Raw genomic sequence first — 19,706 nt, forward strand, 5'->3', positions numbered from 1 at the left:
AGGACGGCGAGGCGGCCCGGAGCCAGGTATGCCCGAGACCCGCCGTCGAGCGCGGGGTCAGCTTCACGGTGAACGCCTCGTAGTCGTCCCACGAGTGCACATAGACGCTGTCGCCCTCCCGCCCGACCTCTTCGAACGCCATCAGGTCGACGAAGAACCGGACCGATTCCCGCAGTACGGGGGTGAACAGCTCGACCGCCGAGACATGCGCGACATCACGGGTCATACGGACTCCAAGCGGCAAGGGAAACGGGTCATACGGACTCCACGGGACGAGGAAAGGCGCGGCCCTCCAGCAGCAGGCGGGCCGTGCTCACGACGGCCGACCGCCCGGCAACGAGGTCGATGACCACGTCGAGAAAGCCGGTCGGGTGTTCGATCCGGACCGTGTCACCGGTGACCGCGCCCCGCGTGACAAGGGCCGCCGCCACCGTGACCGCCGCGAGCACCCCGATCCCGGTGTGGACGCGGCGCGGGATGAACATGCGGGTGCACACGTCACCGCCCGCACGCGGCGGCGCGATGAGGCAGACCTTCGGGACCGTGGCCGCCGTGACATCCCCCAGGCCCATCAGCTTGCCGGCCGCCAGCCGAAGACCGTGGATGCGTACGGACAGATCCGACATGGCCTCGAGAGACGCCGGCGCCTCGTATCCGGTGACACCGAAGTCATCGGCCTCGGCCAGCACGACCGGCATCCCGTTGTCGATCAGCGTGGCCGCCACCCCGTCGACCGAATCCACCGCGTTGCCCGTGGGGAGCAAGGAGGAGGCGACCGACCCGGCCGTGTCACGAAACTCGACGACGATGCGCGCGGCCCGGCCCGGCACCCCACTGATCGCCGTGTCACCCGCATAGACCGGACGACCGCCGGAGACCGGAAACGACACCACGGCCAGCGCCCCGGTGTTGACCATCCGGACCCGCACGCTGGTGTGCGAGCCGGCAGCGTCGACCAGCCCCCGCTCGACCGCGAACGGTCCCACCCCGGCCAGGATGTTGCCGCATGGCTGGGCCGCGCTGACCCGGGCCTCGTCCACGTGCACCTGCAGGAACAGGTAGTCGACGTCGGCCTCCGGATCGGGCGAGCGGCTGACCACGGCCACCTTGCTGGTGAGCGGATGCCCACCCCCGATGCCGTCGATCTGCCGCGGATCCGGCGACCCCATCACGCGGAGCAGCAGGTCGTCGCGCTCGGCCGGGTCGGCGGGCAGGTCGGACGCGAGGAAGTAGGCCCCCTTGGAGGTCCCGCCCCGCATCACCAGCACCGGGATCACGACGAGCCGTCCTCGTAGACCACGCCGAGCCGGTCGAGCAGCGGCCGCAGCGAGTACATGTCGAGCCCCAGCTCCCCCGCCGCCAGCCGGGCGCGCTTGGTGTCCTCGCTGTCGATCCGTCGCCGGGCGGCCTCCAGCACCGCCTCGGCCCGGGCCAGGGGCACGACCACCACGCCGTCGTCGTCGGCCACCACCGCGTCGCCCGGCGAGACCAGCTGGCCGCCACACACCACCGGCACGTTCACCGAGCCGGGGCTGGCCTTCACGGTTCCCTGCGGGCTCACCGCCCGGGCCCACACCGGGAAACCCATCGCCCGCAGCTCGGCCACGTCGCGGACGCCGGCGTCGAGCACCACCCCGGCCACCCCGCGCGCGGCCAGCGAGGTCGCCAGCAACTCCCCCAACATCCCGTCGGTGGACGGCGAGGTGGTCGTCACGACGAGCAGGTCGCCCGGCGCGCACACCTCGACCGCGGCGTGGATCATCAGGTTGTCCCCCGGATGACACGACACCGTCACCGCCGCCCCCGCGATGCACGCCCCCGCCTGAACGGGCCGCAGGGCCGGGTCGAGCGCCCCGCGGCGGCCGTCGGCCTCGTGCACAGTGGACACTCCGGCCGACGCGAGCCCGGCGAGCACCTCGGCCGCCACCCGGGGCACCCGCCGGACGACCACGTGCCGGCTCACGACAGCGCCCGCGTGACCTGGGGGAAGACGCGCTGGTAGGCCTCGGCCCGGGTGTCGCTGGGCAGGCCCAGGTTGGGACCCGAGTTGCGGGCCGCCTGCAGCCCCCGCCGCGCGCCCAGCTCGGTGTAGTAGTTCCACAGGTGCTTCTGGGCGGCGAGCACCTGCATGGCCTCGCGTTTGCGGTCCCACACCTCGGTGATGTCGAGCAGCACGTCGGGCGTGAAGCCGCACTGCTCGGGCTGGTGAGGTTCGAAGCAGAACACCGGCGGCGCCCCGATCACCTCGCCCGGCCCCTCGACCCCGGGCGCCTGCGCCAGCACCCGGGCCCGCAGCGCGATGGCGTGGGCGGTGGCGTGGTCGTGGTTGTAGGGGTCGGCCGCGGCGTGGGTGAGCACGACCGTGGGCTGCACCTCGCGGTAGAGGTCGATCAGCTCGCGGGTCAGGCCGGGGGTCTCAGTCAGCGGGTAGTCGCCGGCGTCGGAGAACCGGATCTCGGCGCCCAGCACCGAGGCCGCCTTCTCGGCCTCGGCCCGCCGCTGCGCCTTGATCTCGTCGAGCGTGTGGCCCTGGCGCCACAGCGACGCGGACTCGCCGCGCTCGCCGAAGCTCATGCAGCCGATCACGGCCCGGTCGCCGCGGGACGTGGCGAGGGCGATCGCGCCGGCGGCCCGCCAGACGAAGTCGCCGGGGTGCGCGGTCAGGACCAGCAGACGGTCGGCCATCGTTCCTCCGAGGATTGTTGACAATCTCGTCAGCACTGCCACCGTAGGCCGTTCAGAGCCACACATCAATTGTTGACAATTCTGTCGCCATCGGGAAACGTCGGGACGGCCATGTCGAAGACCCCCGCCCGTGACGGGCTCCGCAGCGCCATTCTCGGCGGCGAATACCTGCCCGGTGAGCGGCTGGTCGAGGCCCAGCTGATGACCCGGTTCGAGGCGAGCCGCTTCACCGTGCGGGCCGCCCTGCAAGACCTGGCCGGCGAGGGCCTGGTGCAGATGGAGCGCAACCGGGGCGCCCACGTCCGCAAGGTGCCGCTCGGCGAGGCGGTCGAGATCACCGAGGTCCGCATGGTGCTCGAGGGCCTGATCGCCGCCCGCGCGGCCGAACGGGTGACCGACGAGCAGGCCAGCGAGCTCGACGAGATCGGCCTGCTGATGCGGCGGGCGGTCGACGCCCAGGAATACCGGCGCTACAGCGACCTCAACCACCGCCTGCACTCCCTCGTGCGGCAGATCGCGGGCCACGGCACGGCCGACCGCATCGTCGAGACCCTGCGCGGCCAGCTGGTGCGCCACCAGTTTATGCTGTCGCTGCTGCCGGGGCGCCCGCAGACCTCGCTGCCCCAGCACGAGCGGGTCATCGCCGCGATCCGCGACCGCGACCCGAAGGCGGCCGAGACCGCGATGCGCGACCACATCGCCAGCGTCATCGAGGCGCTGCGCTCGATCGACTTTCCCGGCGGCCCGGCATGAGGGTGTTCGCCGTGCTGGGGCTGGGCGAGGCCGGTGGCCGCATCGCCGCCGATCTGGTCGCCGCCGGGGCAGTCGTGCACGGCTTCGATCCCTTGGTTCCACCCCCGGCGGGTGTACGGGGGTCCGGCAGCGACGCCGACGCCTGCCGCCACGCCGAGGTGGTGCTGAGCCTGACCACGGCCGAGGAAGCGCTCGCGGCCCTGCGGCAAGCGTTGCCGTCCTGCCGCCCGGGCACGCTCTGGGCCGACCTCAACACCTCCGCCCCGGCCCTGAAGGAGGCGCTGCGCGACGCGGCCGGCGGCACGGTCGAGGTGGTCGACGTCGCGTTGATGGCGCCGGTCCCCGGCCATGGGCTGAGCACGCCGATGACAGCCAGCGGTCCCGCCGCTTCTGCGTTCGCCGAGGCGATTTCCCCGTACGGCGCAAGGGTCGACCTCATCGAAGGCCCGGTCGGCGCCGCGGCCACCCGCAAACTGCTGCGCAGCGTCTTCTACAAGGGCATGTCGGCCGCCGTGACCGAGGCCCTGGCCGCCGCCCGCGCCGCCGGGCTCGAGGAGTGGCTGGCCGGCAACATCCGGGCCGAGTTCGCCCGCAGCGACGAATCCACCCTGGACCGCATCGTCGAGGGCTCCCGCGCCCACGCCGTGCGCCGCCGCGAGGAGATGTCCGCGGCCGCCGACCTGCTGGATTCGCTGGGGGTGCCGGCCCGGGTGGCCCGCGCCAGCCGCGACTGGCTGGCCGATCTGCGGCCCTGAACCGGGGCCGGGAGCACACTATCGTCATCGATGGAGTGAATCGGGACAGTACGGTTCGCTTCGGGCGACTATGGTCGGGCTCATGCCGATGATGCCGGCGGCCACGACCGCGCAGCTCGAGGATCTTCGCGCCCGGTTGCGGGCCACCCGCTGGCCCGATTCGCCCGAAGAGGTCGGCTGGGAGATGGGCGCCGACGTCGACTATCTGCGTGAGCTCGTCGCCTACTGGGCCGACGGTTTCGACTGGCGCAAGCAGGAGTCGGCGCTCGACCGGTTCGACCACGTGCGGCACAACGGCATCCACGCCGTCCACCAGCGGGGCCACGGCCCGGCCCCGCTGCCGCTGATCCTGTGTCACGGCTGGCCCGACTCGTTCTGGCGCTACACCAAGGTGATCCCGCTGCTGGCCGACCCGGGCGCGCACGGCGGCGACCCGGCCGACGCGTTCGACGTGGTGGTGCCCGACATGCCCGGCTACGGCTATTCGGAGCGCCCGGCCCAGCCGCTCAACTCGATCGACGTCGCCAACCTGTGGGCGGCGCTGATGAGCGACCTGGGCCACCGGCATTTCGCGGCCGCGGGCGGTGACATCGGCAGCCACGTCGCCCGCTACCTGGCGCTCGACCACCCCGAGCGGGTCGTCGCCGTGCACCGCACCGACGCCGGCATCCCAATCTTCACGGGTGATCCGGCCACGCTGACGGCCGAGGAGGGCGACTTCCTCCGGGGCGCCGCCGCTTGGGGTGCGCGCGAGGGGGCGTACGGGATGATGCACCGCACCAAACCGCAGACCGCCGCCGTCGGGCTGAACGACTCGCCCGCGGGTCTGGCCGCCTGGATCGTCGAGAAGATGCGCGCGTGGAGCGACTGCGGCGGCGACATCGAACGCCGTTTCACCCGCGACGAGATCCTCACGAACCTCACCATCTACTGGCTGACCGGCACGATCGGCTCGTCGATGCGCATGTACCGGGCCAACGCGAACATCCCGCCCGCCCAGCTGGAACGGCGCGTCGAGGTGCCCTCCGGCTTCATGATCTTCCCGGCCGACCTGGTCCGCCCGCCGCGGGCCTGGCTCGACCGCACGGCCAACACGGTCCGGGTCACCGAGGCGGCGGCCGGGGGCCATTTCGCGGCCTTCGAGGAGCCGGAGGCCTACGCGGCCGAGCTGCGCGAGTTCTTCCGCCCCTACCGCACGGGCGCGTGAGCCGAGGCCCCCGCCGTGCCGGCCCGTGACCGGCCGCTGTCGTTTCTGTCCAAGACATTGCCATGGACGTCGTCTAGCTTCGAGGTCGGCAGCAGCTACCGCGTCGAGGAGACACAGTCATGCGCAACCTGGTCTGGACCGGCTTCATGTCGTTGGACGGCGTCGTGGATTCACCCGGCGGCACGGTCGAGGGCCACCGCAGCGGCGGCTGGGTGTTCCAGGACCTCGACTTCGTCCCCGAGGCCTGGTCGCTCAAGGGCGAGGAGCTGGCCGACACGACGGCGCTGATGTTCGGCCGCCGCAGCTACGACGCGTTCGCGGCGACCTGGCCGGGCTCGGAGGACCACGTCTCCTACAAGGAGCTGCCTAAGTACGTCGTGTCGGGCACCCTGAAGGAGGACGCCCTCGTCGACGGCTGGGGGCCGACGACGATCCTGCGCTCGACCGACGACGTGGCCGCACTCAAGCAGACCGAGGGCGGCGCCGTCTTCATCCACGGCAGCGCCGAACTGGCCCGGCGGCTGTCCGACGCCGGCCTGATCGACCAGTACAACCTGCTCGTCTTCCCGGTGCTGCTGGGCGCGGGCAAGAGCCTGTTCGGCCGGGCCGACCGCGACAAGCACATGCTGACGCTGCGCGAGTCGGAGACCTACTCGAACGGCATCCTCAAGCTGGTCTACGACGTCAAGCGCTGATCGGCCGGGTCGAGGGCGATCGCTCCCCCGGCGCCGTCGCGCAGCTGCCCGGCCGTGCGCCCCACGTAGGAGCGCAATGCCCGGGCCCGGTGAGACCCGCGTACGCCTGCCCGGCCTGCTTCCAGAACACCAGGCCCCAGCGCACCCCGGCGACCGAGGTCATCGTCGTGACCCGCTCGCTCGTGCACGTCCAGACGCTGTCGACCCACGGCGAGTCGGAGCGGCGCGTCTCGAACTGCAGTTCCACCGGGCGAACGATACGCTCGCGCCGTGGCCACCTTTGTTCTGATCCACGGCGCCGGGGACGTCGGATGGTACTGGCATCTGGTGGAGGCCGAGCTGCGCGCCCGCGGCCACGACACGGTCGCGCCCGACCTGCCGTGCGCCGACGACACGGCTGCCCTGTTCTATCAGGACGTGCCGCCCGCGCCGGCCGCCGAGGCCCTCGCCCACGGGGTCGACCAGTCCGAAGCCCGGCTGGGCGACCCCTCCCCGTTGCGGGCGTGGCCCGGCATTCCCACCCGGGTCGTGCTGGGCCGCGACGACCGTCTGTTGCCGCCGGGCTACATCCGGCGCGTGGCCCGCGAGCGCCTGGGTGTCACGCCCGACGAGATCGACAGCGGGCACACACCGGCGCTCAGTCGCCCGCGGGAGCTGGCGAGCCTGCTCGACTCGTATCGGCCGCGCTGACCGCCTTCGGGCGCACCGAGACACACGCCCAGGCCACAACGGCGAGAACCACGGCGGCCACGGCCAGCTGGAGCAGCATCCACGGCGTGCCGTACGACCAGTACGGGCCCCGGTTGAGGGCACTGTGGACGGTGAACACCATCGAGTCGGAGTACCGGAAAACCCGCCACACGTTGACCCCGAACGCGAACGCGGGCAGCGCCGACGCGACCACCGCGAGGCCGGTCAGCGCGACCCCGAGGCGTCGCCGGGCCACGGACTGCCGGCCCAGGCGGTAGGCGCCCGCGGCGGCCAGCAGCCACCCCACCAGCAGACCGATGACGGCGCCGGCCACCAGCAGAGGACGCGTCGCGCCCGTGTCGGCCGGCCACGTCACCACCGAGATGGAGCCGCGCTCGGCCGAGACGTAGCCGGAGACGTCGAGCCGCAATCCGTCCCGGGCCGCGGTGAAGGCGGCGCCCCGCATCTTCTCCTCCACACCGGTGCCGGTGGCCGGATCCATCGTGAACGAGGTGCCGTCGCGCCGCTCGATCGCGGTGACCTGCCAGCCGGCGGCGGTCAGGCGCTGCTGGGCGGCCTCCGGGGTCCAGCCGGGCGAGTCGATGTGGCCACTGGCCATCCCGGTCCACCACGGGGAGGCGGAACGCGAGACGGTGAACTCGCTGCCGCCGCCCGACACCTGCCGGGTCAGGGCCTCGACCCCGCTGTCGCCGGGCAGACGGGTGAAAGTCTGCTCGGCCGCCCACGAGCCCGCGGCCGCCCCGAACGCGCCGCCGATCAGTGTGATCAGCACGGCCGCGAGAAGGACCAGGGGACGCCCGGAGGGCAGCCGGAACCGTTGCCGCAGCCCGCTGAGCACCAGGTGCCACGCGTCGGCCCGCGAGGGGCGGGTCTGGCCGGGCTCGGCCATCTCGAGCAGGGTGGTGACCATGTCGGCGCCGTGACCGGTGCGGTAGGGACCGGGGTAGGCCAGCATCAGCCGGCGGTAGCGGCGTTCGAGGCTCACGCGGCACCGCCGAACGACAGCTTGGGACGGCGGCTCAACCGCTTCTCGGCGGCCTCGGCGTTGCGCCGCAGACGCTCGATCTCGACCGCCAGCGCCCCCGCGCCGCTGTCGGTGATGCGGTAGTAGCGGCGCAGCCGGCCCTCGACCGTCTCTTCGCGGTCGACCTCGATCAGGCCCCGCTCGGCCAGGCGTTCCAGCGCGCCGTAGAGCGTGCCGGCGCGCAGCTTGACGTCGCCGTCGGAGAGCTCGTCGACCGCGCGGATGATGCCGTAGCCGTGCAGCGGCTGATCAGCCACCGAGGCCAGGATCAGAAAGGTGGGTTCCTGCATGCGGCCGACAGTACGGGAGACTGCATATGCCGTCAAACGTACTATGGTTCGAGGGCCACCGCGATCGGGCGCTCGAAACGCTTCCAGCGTCCCTTGCCGTCGTGCTTGGCCGCATACATGGCCAGGTCGGCCGCGCGCAGCAGGCTTCCGGCGTCGTCGGTCGGGTCGGAGCAGGCGACGCCGATGCTCGCGTTGGCGAGAACCACCGTCCCCTCGTACGGAATCGGTGTGGCCAGCGCCCGCAGAATCCGCTCGGCCGTGGGCACCGCGTCGGGCCCGTCGCAGTCGCGCAGCAGCACCGCGAACTCGTCGCCGCCGAGACGCGCCACCAGATCGCCCGGGCGCACCGAGTCGCGCAGCTTGGCCGCCACCCCGATCAGCAGCGCGTCGCCAGCCGCGTGGCCCAGGGTGTCGTTGACCGCCTTGAACCCGTCCAGGTCGATCAGCAGCACCGACGTCTTCGCGGGCAGCGAAGCCGAGACCTCGTCGTAGAAGTGGGTGCGGTTGGCCAGCCCGGTCAGGCCGTCGGTCAGCGCCTGCTGCCGCAGCCGGGACTCGTGCTCGCGCAGCTCGGCCAGGGTCGCGTCGAGCTGGTCGATCAGCCGCGTGTTGTCGTGGAACGCGGCGAGCTGGCGGCACACGACCAGCGCGAAGATGAGGCCGAGACCGGTGATGGCACCCCACAGGCGCGGGTCGGGCCCGGCCGGGAGAACGACGAGCACCGCGGTGAAGGCGACGGCGATCGAGCCGTACGGGAGAAGGCTGTAGGGCTTGCGGCGACGCGGACCGAAGGCCGAGGCCTCGCGGTCGCGCACCACGACCTCCTGCAGCCGTGGGCCGACCAGGATGAGCATCGACGGCACGAGCCGGACGGCGTAGACGTGGGCGGGCATCGGGCCGTCGGCGGCCGGCGCCAGGAAGAAGCCGAGGGTGTTGACGGCGGCCGAGGCCACCATCGGCAGGGCCGCGATCCGGTGCATGGGCGCGTTGCCGCTGAGCACCAGCTTCACCGCGGCGAACCCGGAGGTGAGGATGACCGCGCCGGTGGCCAGCGTGCCGAGGACGTTGCCCTGGCTGTCCGGGCCGACCGTGAAGCACCAGGCGACCACCGCGCCGCCGATCAGCACCGTGGTCGCGTCGAGCCAGAACGCCACCATCTCGCGGCGGGTGCGGCCGGGCATCGGGTGGATCAGCATCACGATGATGAGCGCGCCGACGCCGAGCGCGAACACGGTGCTCTGGACCGGGCCGCCCATCGTCGACCACTGGCCCTCGCTGAGCAGCGCGATGACCGCCTGCGAGCCGTCCCCGACCACGAACGCGGCCGCGGCCGCCGCGAGCACGCCCCAGAAGCGCCGGGCCGGGCTCGCCGAGATGCGGTAGACCCGCCAGCAGGTGTAGGCCAGCAGCACGTCGAGCGGCATCTGGAAGACCCAGAAGAGCTGGACCTGCCGGTTGGCGTGGCCGGCGTACGCGAACAACAGCACACACCCGGCCAGCAGCCACAGGGCGGCCGCGAGGATGACGGGATCCCGGCGGAGTGCGACGAGTCCCGACCTGTGCTGGTTCACTCCGAGGCTATCGGCGGCGCCGCGGCGGGCCTGAGGATTAGTCCGGGCGCGGCAGGCGGATGGTCACGACCGTGCCGTGCGGCTCGCGGGCAGCCGCGGTGACCGTGCCGCCGTGCTGGCCGGCCGTCTGGGCGACGATGGCCATCCCCAGGCCGGAGCCGGGCATCGAGCGGGCGGCGGAGGCCCGGTAGAAGCGGTCGAACACGTGCGGCCGGTCCTCGTCGGCGATGCCGGGTCCCTCGTCGGCGACGGTGAGCCGCCACCAGCGCGGTCCGTCGGCGGCCAGCCGCACCTCGACCGTGCCGCCGGCCGGGCTCCACTTGGCCGCGTTGTCGAGCACGTTGACGACCATGCGTTCCAGCTCGCCCGGGCGGCCCGACACCATGGCCCGTACGAGGGAAGGGTCGAGAACGACGGCCGGAGCGCGCGTGCGCACCCGGGCCACCGCGGCCGTGACGACCTCGGCCAGGTCGACCGGTTCGGCCGGCTCACGGGTGGCGTCCTCGCGGGCGAGCTCCACCAGCTCGGTGGTGAGGGTGGTCAGCTCGCGCACCTGCGCGTCGAGATCGGTCAGCAGCGCCGCGCGTTCCTGCGGGGGCAGCCGGTGCGCCTCACCCGGCCGGCGCTCCACCTCCAGCAGCAGTTCCACGTTCGTCCGGATGCTCGTCAGCGGCGTCCGCAGCTCGTGCCCGGCGTCCTCGACGAGCGTGCGCTGGGCCCGCCGGGCGGTGTCGATGGCGGCCAGCATGGTGTTGACCGAACGACCCAGCCGAGCCACCTCGTCGGCCCCGGTGACCTCGATCGGGCGGCTCAGATCCATCGTCACGGCCACCCGCTCGACGGATTCGGTGAGCCGGTCGACCGGGGTCAGACCCGCCCGCGCCACCACCCGGCCCAGCCAGGCCGCACCGGCCACCCCGAGCACGCAGACGGCCGCCAGCAGCCCGGCCAGCATCGTCAGCGTGTGGCGCGTCCGCTCCTGGTTGATGGCGACCTGCACCGCGCCGCCGTCCCGCAGCGGCACGGTGAGCATCCGGTGGATGTGGCCGTCGATCGTCACCTGTTCCTGCCGCGGCGGGCTAGTCCCGGCGGCGATCGCGCCCGCGGCCGCGGTCACCGGCATCAGGCCGGTCGGGCTCGCGGTCACCGATCCCGCCGCGTCCAGGAACTGCCAGCGGGGACCGAAAGGCTTGTTCCCGTACGTCGGTGTGGCCTGCCACTGGTCGGGCTGGGCCGCGATGGCCCGGGCGTCGGCCGACAACGTGGCCTCGATCTGGTGAGCCTGCAGCGCGGCGACCGTCAGCAGCGCCGCCCCGGCCATCACCACGACCGCCGCCGCCACGGCCGCCGCGACCATCACGGCGAGCCGGGTGTGCAGGGTCTTCACAGAGGGTCCTCGCGCAACACGAACCCCACGCCGCGCACGGTGTGCAGCAGCCGCGGCTCCCCCAGTTTGCGGCGCAGATAACCCAGGTAGACGTGGATGCTGTTCGACCCCTCGCCGAAGTCGTAGCCCCACACCTGGTCGTAGAGCGCGGCCCGGCTGAGAACCTGGCGCGGGTGACGGAGGAAGACCTCGAGAATGCTGAATTCCGTACGGGTGAGGCGAAGGTGACTGTCGCCGCGCCACACCTCCCGCGTCTCGGGGTCGAGGCGCACGTCGGCGAACGTGAGCAGCGGGGACGCGGTGGCGCTCAGGGCCGAGCGCCGCAGCATCGCCCGGACGCGCGCCAGCAACTCCTGCAACGCGAACGGCTTGACCAGATAGTCGTCGGCGCCCGCGTCCAGGCCGGCCACCCGGTCGCCCACACTGTCGCGCGCGGTCAGCATGAGCACCGGCAGCGACCGGCCCTCGGACCGCAGCATGCGGCAGGTCTCCAGGCCGCCGAGCACGGGCATGCTGACGTCCAGGATCATCGCGTCGGGCGGGGCTTCGTGCACCCGCGCCAGGGCCTGCGCCCCGTCGGCGACCGAGTCGACCTGGTAGCCCTCGAAGCGCAGCGTGCGCGCGAGCGAGTCGCGCACCGCCGCGTCGTCGTCGACCACCAGGATCCGCATCGTGCCTCCGTCATCCCACCTGCGCGGCGTCCAGCGCCGCCTGCAGCGACTCCTTGTACGCGGCACTGGTGAACGTCGCGCCCGACACCGAGTCGATGTCGGCGCTCTGCTTGGCCAGGGTCTGCTCGTGCAACGTCGGCAGGGCGCCCTTGGTGACCCCGGCGTCGGCCGGGTCGTCGGCCGGCGAGACCGGCGTCTCCACCTGAGTGATCCTGCCATCGGCCACGGTGATGCGGACCTGCACGGGTCCCCAGTTGGTCGCGACCGAGGAGCCGTCGAAGGTTCCGCCGCGGCCGTCGGCGTCCGGACGGCCCGAGGGCGCCGGACCGGTGGTGTGCACCGCCTCGGTGGTCGCGGCCGGGGTGTTGGTGCTGGTGCGATAGCTGAAGAGCAGCACGAGGGCGGCCACGGTGGAGAACGCCCAGAGGGTGATACGTCGCATCGGAAGGCCTCTCGATTACCAGCTGAACAGTTCGGTGTGCACCCGGCTCGCGGGCACCCCGGCGGCGCGGACGGCGGCCTGCGCCTCGGTCGCCCACGCCTCGGGGCCGCAGATGAAGACCCGGGCGGCACGGATGTCCGGGGCCAGGGCGGTGAGCTCGTCGGTGCGGCCGGCCGGCAGCCAGGAGCGGCTGCGGGCGCGGGGGCCGGTCAGGTAGACCACGCGGACGCCCCGCTCGGCCGCGAACCGGTCGAGCTCGTGGCGGAAGGCGGTCGAGGCCTCATCCCGTACGCGGTAGAGCAGGGTCGCCTCCCCCGGCCCGTACGGAAGCTCGCCGAGCAGGGCCAGCAGCGGGGTGATGCCGATGCCGCAGGCGAGCAGGACAACCGGGCCGCCGGTGTAGTTCTCGCCGGTCAGCTTGCCGAAGGGGCCCTCGACGAGAACGCGGGTGCCCCGCTTGAGGGTCGCGACGCGCGCGCTGCCGTCACCGGAATCCTTGACCGTGATGCGGATCTGCCCGGCCGGCGCCGCCGAGAGCGAGAACGGGTTGGCCCGCGTCCAGCCCGGGCCGTCGAGGAACCTCCAGTGGAAGAACTGACCCGCCCGTACGGGGAGCTTGTTCAGGTTGTTGCCGTTGAAGTAGACCGACGTGATGCCGTTGGCCTCGGGCACCACTCGATCGACGACCAGCCGGTGCCGGCGATTGCGCAGCAGAGGCACGATCAGCCGGTACGCGATGACGGCCGCGACCGCGGCACCCCAGAGCCCCCACCAGTAGGCCGTGGCCCACGGCGAGCCCACGAAGTCGCTGCCCGACCAGAGCTGGTGCGGCAGCGCGAGGAAGGCGCCGAGATAGGCGTACAGGTGCAGCAGGTGCCACGACTCGTACCGCAGCCGGCGCCGGGCCGCGCGGATCGAGGTCACCACGACCATGCACAGCGCGAGGAACCCGGCGGCGGCCAGAAGCATGCCGGGAAAGTTCCAGATCATCTGCCAGAGCTGTTGCAGAGGGTTGGTGCGCGCGGTCGCGGCGTAGCCGAGCGTGATGAGCACGATGTGGGCGACCATCAGCCAGAACGAGGAGAAACCGGTCCAGCGGTGCCAGCGAGCCAGCCGGTCCTGCCCGAAGGCGCGTTCGACGAGCGGGATCCGGGCCATCAGCAGCACCTGGATGAGCAGCAGGTTCGAGGCCCAGAGGCCGAGCAGGCGACCGGTGGCGGAGAGCGCGCCGCCACCGGTCAGATCCTGCAGGCCGCCGTTCGAGACCCACAGCGCCGTGACGACGAGCAGGGTCCCACCGGCCAGAACCGCGGCGGCGTCCGGTCGGGTCCGCCTTTCGGTCATGATCGTCATGCCCTCACGGTGCCCTGGTTAGATGAAGGCTCAAGTAAACGAGTCTAAGAGGTCCCTAAGAAACCGCCACCGGCTGCCGACTCTTGCCCCCGTGGCGAAGCACGAGATGAAGGACTGGACCCCGCCGTACGTCGGCAGTGCGCCCGCCCCGCCCCCGGAGGACGACCAGGCGCCCCGCCGCAAGCGCGGCCCCGTCGTCGCGGTCGCCGCGGCGGTTGTCGCCGTGTCGGCCGGTATCGCCACGGCCGCCGGCCTCGCCTTCCGATCCGCCGGCGAGGTCACGATCGTGGACGCGGCACCCGGCGTCGTCGTGGCGTCGGCCGCTCCGGCGCCGTCGCCCTCACCGACGTCCCGGGCCCGTGCCGTGGCCCGTGTGGCCCAGACCGCCGGCTCGTCCCCGACGTCGCGGCCCACCCCCGCCTACACGGCCTCGCCGGCCGAGCTGGCCCAGGCGCGCGCCCGCGTGACGAAGGCCGAGAAGGCGTACCGGCAGCTGGAGGCCACGCCCGGCACCACCCGGGCCGACTTGCTGATCGCGCAGTACGACATCGAGGCGGCCCGGCAGTCGCTGACCGACCTGAAGGCCGGCCAGCCGTCCGCCGAGCACCGCTACCTGCGGATCCTGCGGGCCAAGGCCTACCTGGCCAAGGCGGAGGAGCTGTACCGCGGAACGTTCGACGACGCGGCCTCGACGTCGGCCGAGCGCAAGGAGGCCGTCGCCGCGGTGCTGGCCTGGCGCGACCGCCTGGCCGAGGCCCGCCGTAACTAAGGCCTGTTTTATGACTGAGATGGGGCTGCGGAGGGGCCCAGATCCCGTCTGGCGGCGTCCCGTGGAAGCCCGGTTCCAACACCGGGAGCCAGACTTCCACGGGCCGACACCAGACGAAATCTGGACCCCGCCTCACTCCCACCCCAGTCATAAAACAGGCCTTAGGCCCTGGTCGCGGCGTAGTAGCCCGCGGTCGTGACGCCGAGGGCCACGCCCCAGCCGGCGAAGACGAACAGGGTGCCGAACACGGCCCAGTCGGCCCGGCTCAGCGTTCCGCCCACGGCGGCGGTTGCGCTCAGTACGCCGTAGAAGACCAGGGCCAGCGATACCGTCGAGGCGGGGATCAGGGCGAGCAACCGGGGGACGCGACGGGATCCCAGGAGTGGCACCCAGGCCGGGAACTGCTGACCCCAGCGCTGCACCAGGCCCAGGGCCAGCAGGCCGGCGAGCGGCGGCACGAAGGTGACGGCCACGGCGGTGGGCAGGTCCAGGTTCTGGCGGATGTCGTCCAGGCCCTCGGCCGAGATGCCGAAGGGGATGCCGGCCACCCACAAGCCGTGCGGCAGGGCCCAGCCGACCACGGGCGCCAGAACCGCCGCGTACGCCCAGCGCCGCGCCCACGACGCGACCGGACGGTAGCCGGTGGGCGGTGAAAGGCGGGCCGGCGCGGTCGCGGCGGCCAGCCCGGCCAGCAGGAGCGCACCGGCCGTCAGGGCCAGGCGGCCGAGCAGATCACGCCAGTCGGAGGCGCGGCCGGCGAGCCCGCGGGGATCTCGAAGAGAAGATGCAGCGGGAACGCCGCAATGCCGGCCCCGGCGGCGGCGAACCAGAGCGCGACCGCCGGAACGCGACCCGGCCGCCACCAGGCCCGGGCGACCAGCGCGCCGCCTAACGCGATCGCGGCGAGCGCACCCCACCCGGCCGCGAGGGTGACCGACGCCGCCTGATCGGCGCCACAGCCCCCGCCCGGATCCGCCGGCAACCCCCGGCGGTCACAGACGGTGTATCCCCAACGACCGCCGGCCAGCCAGTACCCGCGGAGCACTGCCTCCCCCGCCAGAAAAGCGACCACTCCCAGAGCCCATGCATGCCGCGCCTCCCTCACCACGCCCCGATAGTGTCGGCCACGGCCTGAGCTCCCGCTGAACCGGCCTCAGCCGCCTGTCAGCTTTCGCTCCTGCTCATAGCGGCTGCGCGGGGACACCTCCGGTTCCCGGGGCGTGAAGCGGCCCTGGACGCCAAGTTCGCGCCGGGCGCACTCGTGGAAGGCGTTGACGGCGTCGCTGTAGGCGTGGCACGCCGTCCGCCACCCCTCGGTGTCGCGGTCGTCGAGCAGTCCGCGCGCGAACCATTCCAGTCGCCAGACCGCCCGGTTCAGCGCTCGTCCGGCCTCCACCACCTCGCCGTCGGCCAGGAGCGTCACCGTCTCGAAGGAGCGGTTCCGCACGAGATTGGCCTCGGACAGCCGCTCGACGCCTTCTTCGCGGGACAGCGGCAGCGCGGTGTCGTCCAGCCCGGCGCCGGCCGCGACGCGCTGCGCCGAGTCGCGAAGATGCCGGACGTCGGCCATGTACGTGGCGTAGGCATCGATCTTCCGGCCGCGCCACTCGCGCCCGAGGGCCCAGCGCTCCTTGCGGCTCTCGCCGAGCGCGGCGAAAACGTAGGAGAGCGCCCCACCGACGACGACGCCGAGCAGCGCGATCAGCGGCCCCAGAACGCTCACGCGGCACCTCCACCGGGTCCTTCCACGGTAAGCATCGGCCGGTCATGGTCGCCAGCGCGAAATGGGTGTGACAGCCGGGACGGCTGGTCGGGATCATGCGGGTATGGACGCGTGGGAGATGCCGGCGAACCTGCTCGAACGGGACAAGGGGTGGCCGCCGTTCGAGGAGTGGCTGGCCGAACTGCCCGAGGTGGTGGCCGGGCTGGCCGAGCGGTGGGGACTGGAGCTGGGCCGGCCTTTCCAGCCCGGCGGCACGGTGTCGTGGGTGGCACCCGTGCCGGGCGACCGGGTGCTCAAAGTGAGCTGGATGCATGACGAAGCCCGGGATGAAGCGACCGCCCTGCGGGTGTGGGAAGGGCGTGGGACCGTACGGCTGCTGCGGTCCGAGGTCTTCGGGCAGACGAACGCGCTGCTGCTGGAGCGCTGCCGGCCGGGAACGACGCTCGCCGACGCGCTGTCGCCGCCGGACCAGGACGAGGTGGTGGCGTCGCTGCTGCCACGTTTGTGGGTGGAAGCGCCGCCCGGGTTCCAGACGCTGACGGCCATGGCCGACGACTGGGCGGGCCGCGTCGACCCCGACCGGTTGCCCGACCGGGGTCTGGCCCGCGCCGGCCTGGACGTCTGGCGCGAGCTGCCGCGTACCGCCGTACGGGAAACTCTGCTCTGCACCGACCTGCACCCGGGCAACGTGTTGCGCGCCGAGCGCGAGCCGTGGCTGATCGTGGACCCCAAGCCGTATGTGGGAGATCCCGACTACGAGCCGGTCCAGCACATGCTCAACTTCCACGACCGGCTGCTCGCCGACCCGGGCGGGTTCGCCGACCGCATGGCACACCTGCTCGACCTGGACGCCGCGCGGGTGCGGCTCTACCTGGGCGCACGCTGCGTCCTCGAAACGCCCCGCGACCCCCACCTCTGGACCGTGGTGGAGGCTCTCGGCGGCGGGTTCTAGCGCCGACCGTCACGCCGTATCGGATCGCTCGGCTGCCTGCCGCATGACCTCGGCCAGGTAGCTGCCGACTTGCCGGTGGACGGTGCCGGACCCGCCCGACCAGACGTCGGGAACGTAAGCCGGGCTGGACAGCAACGCGCTGGCGCCGACAGCTCCCGCGAGCGCCCCAGCCGGGTCGTAGCCCACGATCCTGAGGCGTTCGACAACCTGCACCAGTTCCCCGAAGTCGATGATGTCGGCAGCGGCGTCCGGCTGCGGCTCGACGACAAATTTGTACTGGTCCGGCGCCGCCACGACGTTGCTTTCGATCCCATCAGCCACCGGTGCATCATGTCGATGCACACCGGCCGGAACGCACTCCGGCAGGCCGGACGTTCGGTCCGAGAAAAGCTCCGTTCGCGGCAACCAGGGCGCGTTCAGTCGCGGCGGTCCGCTCGGGCGTTGAGCTTGGAGTGGTGACGGCCGTAGAGGGCGTACAGGATGAGGCCGAGCAGGAACCACACGGCGAAACGCAACCACGTGACCGGGTCGAGGAACGTGATCAGCCAGATCGAGAAGACGATGCCGACCACGGGGACGACCGGCATGAAGGGGACCTTGAAGGTGCGTGGGATCTCGGGGCGGCGGTAGCGCAGCACGATGATGGCCACGCAGACCACGACGAAGGCCAGCAGGATGCCGATGTTCGTGAGCTCGGCCGCCTCGCGGATCGGCAGGAAACCGGCGATGACGGCCGAGACGGCGCCGGCGATCCAGGTGACCCGGCTCGGCACCTTGCGGGTCGGGTGGAGCTTGCCGAACCAGGCCGGCAGCAGGCCGTCGCGGCTCATCGAGTACCAGACACGGGTCACGCCCAGCATGAAGGTGAACATGACCGTGAGGATGCCGATGATGGCGCCGACCGCGATGACGTCGGCCAAGCCGGAGAGGCCGACGGCGGCGAACGCCGATGAGAAGCCGCTCTCGGGGTCGATCTCCTTGTAGTTCTGCATGCCGGTCAGCACCAGCGTGGCCAGCACGTAGAGGACCATCGAGATGATCAGCGAGTAGATGATGGCCCTGGGCAGGTGGCGGCGGGCGTCCTTGGACTCCTCGGCCGCCGTGCTCATCGCGTCGTAGCCGAAGACGGCGAAGAAGACCGTGGCCGCGCCGGTGAAGGCGCCGCTCCAGCCGAACGGGAAGAACGGGTCGTAGTTCGAGCTGGTGATGTGGAAGACGCCGACCCCGACGACGAGCAGGACCACCAGCACCTTGAGGATGACGACGGCCGTTTCGGCCCGGGCCGCGGCTCGGATCCCGCGGTTGAGCAGATAGGCGATGAGCAGACAGAGCAGCACGGCGAAGAGGTCGACCACGTGTCCGTCGCCGGTGCCGGGGGCGCCCAGCATCCAGGCCGGCAGGTCGAGCCCGATCTCGCCCATCAGGAACGAGAAGTAACCGCTGATGCCGATCGCCACCACCGAGACGATCGCCGTGTATTCCAGCAGCAGGTCCCATCCGATGAACCAGGCCACGACCTCGCCGAGCACGACATAGCCGTACGTGTACGCCGATCCGGCCTTCGGGATCATGCCGGCGAACTCGGCGTAGCTCAGGGCGGCGGCGGCGCTGGCGATGCCCGCGATCAGGAACGAGAACAGCACGGCGGGACCGGCCGTCTCGTTGGCGACCGCCCCGGCCAGCGCGAAGATGCCGGCGCCGATGATGCCGCCGACGCCGATCGCGGTCAGTTGCCACAGGCCGAGCGACCGGTTGAGGTCGGTGTCGCGTTCGTCGGTGACGTCGTCGACCGGCTTGCGGCGGAAGATGCCGGACCCCCGGCCGAACCGTTGCGGTGAGACGGACATGGCGGCCTCCTGACGTGAGCGCTCCTCCCGGAGTACCACGTCAGGTCTGGTTTCGCATCTACAGAAGTAGATATCTCAGCCGCGGCTCAAGGCCACCGCGATGAACAGCCCGTAGAACACGATGAACCCGGCGATGATGGCGATCGTCGTCCCGGGCCCGATCGAGTGCTCCCACTCCTCGTCATCCACAACCACCCAACGATCGGCGATGCGGCAAATCAACGGCGGTTCCCCCGTACGGGGGGGTCAGGGGCACAGCCGGGACGTCAGCTCGTCGGCGGCGGCCCGCCACGCACCCTCGGTCTCGTCGGTGATCTTCTCGAACAGGGCGGGCACGCCGTCGACCCGGCGACGGTCGCCCGACCAGCGCAGCAGCGTGTTGGCGGCGTGGTAGCGCACGAGGTATTCCGGGTCGCGGACCGCGGTGGCCAGCGCCCGCACCAGGGGCGTGCTGGGCGGGAAGCCGGCCAGGGCGATCGCGGCGTCGAGCCGTACGAACTCGGAAGCGGAACCGGCCAGGACGCCCGCGATCGGGGTGGCCCAGCCCGGGTCGCGGGTCAGCGCGTAGAGCGACTCGGCCACGCGGATGCGGAACTCGTCACCGGCCCGGATCAGCGCCGTGCGCAGGATGCTGACGGCGTCGGCGGGCGCGAGACCCGCCCCGGCGAGAGCGGTGAACGACTGGGCGGCGACGGTGTCACCGGTGGCAAGGCCGGCCCGGAGCATGCGCTCGACGGCTGCGGGCTCCCGGCGCGCGGCCTCGATCAGGGCCGTGAACTGCGGCCCCTCATGCCACACGTCGTACGGATCGCCGAAGATCTCACGCCGCCACCGCTGCCACTCCGCATCCCCGTTCATCGACGGACATTAT

At 72.1% G+C, this 19,706-nt stretch carries 23 protein-coding genes; 7 read left to right on the top strand and 16 right to left on the bottom strand.

Annotation, left to right across the window (positions count from 1 at the left end; translation table 11 throughout):
- Nucleotides 1-254: 254 nt before the first annotated feature.
- The 3 genes from JIG36_RS28825 to JIG36_RS28835 are packed head-to-tail and all read right to left on the bottom strand — an operon-like array spanning nt 255 to nt 2,685.
- Nucleotides 255-1,277 carry a 4-oxalomesaconate tautomerase gene (locus tag JIG36_RS28825; RefSeq protein WP_307872947.1) on the bottom strand — a complete coding sequence of 341 codons (1,023 nt, stop codon included), beginning with the start codon at nt 1,275-1,277 and terminating at the stop codon, nt 255-257.
- Nucleotides 1,274-1,963, bottom strand: a complete 690-nt coding sequence (locus JIG36_RS28830; RefSeq protein ID WP_203379548.1) for a 4-carboxy-4-hydroxy-2-oxoadipate aldolase/oxaloacetate decarboxylase — start codon at nt 1,961-1,963, stop codon at nt 1,274-1,276. The genes JIG36_RS28825 and JIG36_RS28830 overlap by 4 nt, the downstream gene beginning before the upstream one ends.
- A complete protein-coding gene (locus JIG36_RS28835; protein ID WP_203379549.1) occupies nt 1,960-2,685 on the bottom strand; it encodes a PIG-L deacetylase family protein in 726 nt (241 codons plus the stop codon). The genes JIG36_RS28830 and JIG36_RS28835 overlap by 4 nt, the downstream gene beginning before the upstream one ends.
- 111 nt (nt 2,686-2,796) lie before the next feature.
- Between JIG36_RS28835 and JIG36_RS28840 the strand changes: the two genes are divergently transcribed.
- From JIG36_RS28840 to JIG36_RS28855, 4 genes are all read left to right on the top strand, one after another.
- Nucleotides 2,797-3,438 carry a GntR family transcriptional regulator gene (locus JIG36_RS28840; RefSeq protein WP_203379550.1) on the top strand — a complete coding sequence of 214 codons (642 nt, stop codon included), beginning with the start codon at nt 2,797-2,799 and terminating at the stop codon, nt 3,436-3,438.
- Nucleotides 3,435-4,193, top strand: a complete 759-nt coding sequence (locus JIG36_RS28845) for an NAD(P)-dependent oxidoreductase (RefSeq protein ID WP_203379551.1) — start codon at nt 3,435-3,437, stop codon at nt 4,191-4,193. The genes JIG36_RS28840 and JIG36_RS28845 overlap by 4 nt, the downstream gene beginning before the upstream one ends.
- A gap of 82 nt (nt 4,194-4,275) precedes the next feature.
- Entirely contained in the window at nt 4,276-5,400 is a 1,125-nt protein-coding gene (locus JIG36_RS28850) for an epoxide hydrolase family protein (RefSeq protein ID WP_236048425.1), read from the top strand.
- 119 nt (nt 5,401-5,519) lie between these two features.
- Complete coding sequence (locus tag JIG36_RS28855) at nt 5,520-6,095, top strand: dihydrofolate reductase family protein (RefSeq protein WP_203379553.1); 576 nt, start codon at nt 5,520-5,522, stop codon at nt 6,093-6,095.
- On the opposite strand, the gene JIG36_RS54820 is transcribed toward JIG36_RS28855, so the two are convergent.
- Nucleotides 6,085-6,342 carry a hypothetical protein gene (locus JIG36_RS54820; RefSeq protein ID WP_203379554.1) on the bottom strand — a complete coding sequence of 86 codons (258 nt, stop codon included), beginning with the start codon at nt 6,340-6,342 and terminating at the stop codon, nt 6,085-6,087. The two genes, JIG36_RS28855 and JIG36_RS54820, sit on opposite strands and share 11 nt — an antisense overlap.
- 23 nt (nt 6,343-6,365) lie before the next feature.
- Between JIG36_RS54820 and JIG36_RS28865 the strand changes: the two genes are divergently transcribed.
- A complete protein-coding gene (locus tag JIG36_RS28865; protein ID WP_203379555.1) occupies nt 6,366-6,785 on the top strand; it encodes an alpha/beta fold hydrolase in 420 nt (139 codons plus the stop codon).
- Here the strand turns inward: JIG36_RS28865 and JIG36_RS28870 are convergent.
- Genes JIG36_RS28870 through JIG36_RS28900 form a run of 7 tightly spaced genes read right to left on the bottom strand, consistent with a single transcriptional unit; the run spans nt 6,733 to nt 13,544 of the window.
- Entirely contained in the window at nt 6,733-7,791 is a 1,059-nt protein-coding gene (locus JIG36_RS28870; RefSeq protein WP_203379556.1) for a PepSY domain-containing protein, read from the bottom strand. The two genes, JIG36_RS28865 and JIG36_RS28870, sit on opposite strands and share 53 nt — an antisense overlap.
- Nucleotides 7,788-8,120 (bottom strand): PadR family transcriptional regulator, encoded by a 333-nt coding sequence (locus JIG36_RS28875; RefSeq protein WP_203379557.1) that lies wholly within the window; start codon nt 8,118-8,120, stop codon nt 7,788-7,790. Before JIG36_RS28875 ends, JIG36_RS28870 begins: the two co-directional genes overlap by 4 nt.
- A gap of 41 nt (nt 8,121-8,161) precedes the next feature.
- On the bottom strand, nt 8,162-9,691 hold the full coding sequence (locus tag JIG36_RS28880; protein ID WP_203379558.1) for a GGDEF domain-containing protein: 1,530 nt from the start codon (nt 9,689-9,691) through the stop codon (nt 8,162-8,164).
- A 37-nt stretch (nt 9,692-9,728) separates the two neighbouring features.
- A complete protein-coding gene (locus tag JIG36_RS28885) occupies nt 9,729-11,078 on the bottom strand; it encodes a HAMP domain-containing sensor histidine kinase (protein WP_307872948.1) in 1,350 nt (449 codons plus the stop codon).
- Entirely contained in the window at nt 11,075-11,749 is a 675-nt protein-coding gene (locus JIG36_RS28890) for a response regulator transcription factor (protein ID WP_203379559.1), read from the bottom strand. Before JIG36_RS28890 ends, JIG36_RS28885 begins: the two co-directional genes overlap by 4 nt.
- Before the next feature lie 10 nt (nt 11,750-11,759).
- Complete coding sequence (locus tag JIG36_RS28895) at nt 11,760-12,191, bottom strand: FMN-binding protein (protein WP_203379560.1); 432 nt, start codon at nt 12,189-12,191, stop codon at nt 11,760-11,762.
- Between the two features lie 15 nt (nt 12,192-12,206).
- Nucleotides 12,207-13,544 carry a ferredoxin reductase family protein gene (locus JIG36_RS28900; RefSeq protein ID WP_203379561.1) on the bottom strand — a complete coding sequence of 446 codons (1,338 nt, stop codon included), beginning with the start codon at nt 13,542-13,544 and terminating at the stop codon, nt 12,207-12,209.
- 91 nt (nt 13,545-13,635) lie between these two features.
- Between JIG36_RS28900 and JIG36_RS28905 the strand changes: the two genes are divergently transcribed.
- Nucleotides 13,636-14,313 carry a hypothetical protein gene (locus JIG36_RS28905; RefSeq protein ID WP_203379562.1) on the top strand — a complete coding sequence of 226 codons (678 nt, stop codon included), beginning with the start codon at nt 13,636-13,638 and terminating at the stop codon, nt 14,311-14,313.
- Between the two features lie 161 nt (nt 14,314-14,474).
- Here JIG36_RS28905 and JIG36_RS28910 read toward each other — a convergent pair whose 3' ends face one another.
- Nucleotides 14,475-15,176 carry a hypothetical protein gene (locus JIG36_RS28910; RefSeq protein WP_203379563.1) on the bottom strand — a complete coding sequence of 234 codons (702 nt, stop codon included), beginning with the start codon at nt 15,174-15,176 and terminating at the stop codon, nt 14,475-14,477.
- A 290-nt stretch (nt 15,177-15,466) separates the two neighbouring features.
- On the bottom strand, nt 15,467-16,036 hold the full coding sequence (locus JIG36_RS28915; RefSeq protein ID WP_203379564.1) for a hypothetical protein: 570 nt from the start codon (nt 16,034-16,036) through the stop codon (nt 15,467-15,469).
- Between the two features lie 103 nt (nt 16,037-16,139).
- On the opposite strand from JIG36_RS28915, the gene JIG36_RS28920 reads away from it, so the two are divergent.
- The gene (locus JIG36_RS28920) at nt 16,140-16,988 is read left to right on the top strand and encodes an aminoglycoside phosphotransferase family protein (RefSeq protein ID WP_203379565.1); all 849 of its coding nucleotides are present in this window, start codon (nt 16,140-16,142) and stop codon (nt 16,986-16,988) included.
- 9 nt (nt 16,989-16,997) lie between these two features.
- On the opposite strand, the gene JIG36_RS28925 is transcribed toward JIG36_RS28920, so the two are convergent.
- The 3 genes from JIG36_RS28925 to JIG36_RS28935 all read right to left on the bottom strand — a co-directional run bounded on the left by JIG36_RS28925 (nt 16,998) and on the right by JIG36_RS28935 (nt 19,693).
- Complete coding sequence (locus tag JIG36_RS28925) at nt 16,998-17,309, bottom strand: hypothetical protein (protein ID WP_203379566.1); 312 nt, start codon at nt 17,307-17,309, stop codon at nt 16,998-17,000.
- Nucleotides 17,310-17,404: 95 nt separating this feature from the next.
- Nucleotides 17,405-18,835: an amino acid permease gene (locus JIG36_RS28930; RefSeq protein WP_203379567.1), complete on the bottom strand. Its 1,431-nt coding sequence runs from the start codon at nt 18,833-18,835 to the stop codon at nt 17,405-17,407.
- 246 nt (nt 18,836-19,081) lie between these two features.
- Complete coding sequence (locus JIG36_RS28935; protein WP_203379568.1) at nt 19,082-19,693, bottom strand: HEAT repeat domain-containing protein; 612 nt, start codon at nt 19,691-19,693, stop codon at nt 19,082-19,084.
- Nucleotides 19,694-19,706 lie beyond the last annotated feature (13 nt).

This window comes from Paractinoplanes ovalisporus (assembly GCF_016834655.1).
GTDB lineage: Bacteria > Actinomycetota > Actinomycetes > Mycobacteriales > Micromonosporaceae > Actinoplanes > Actinoplanes ovalisporus.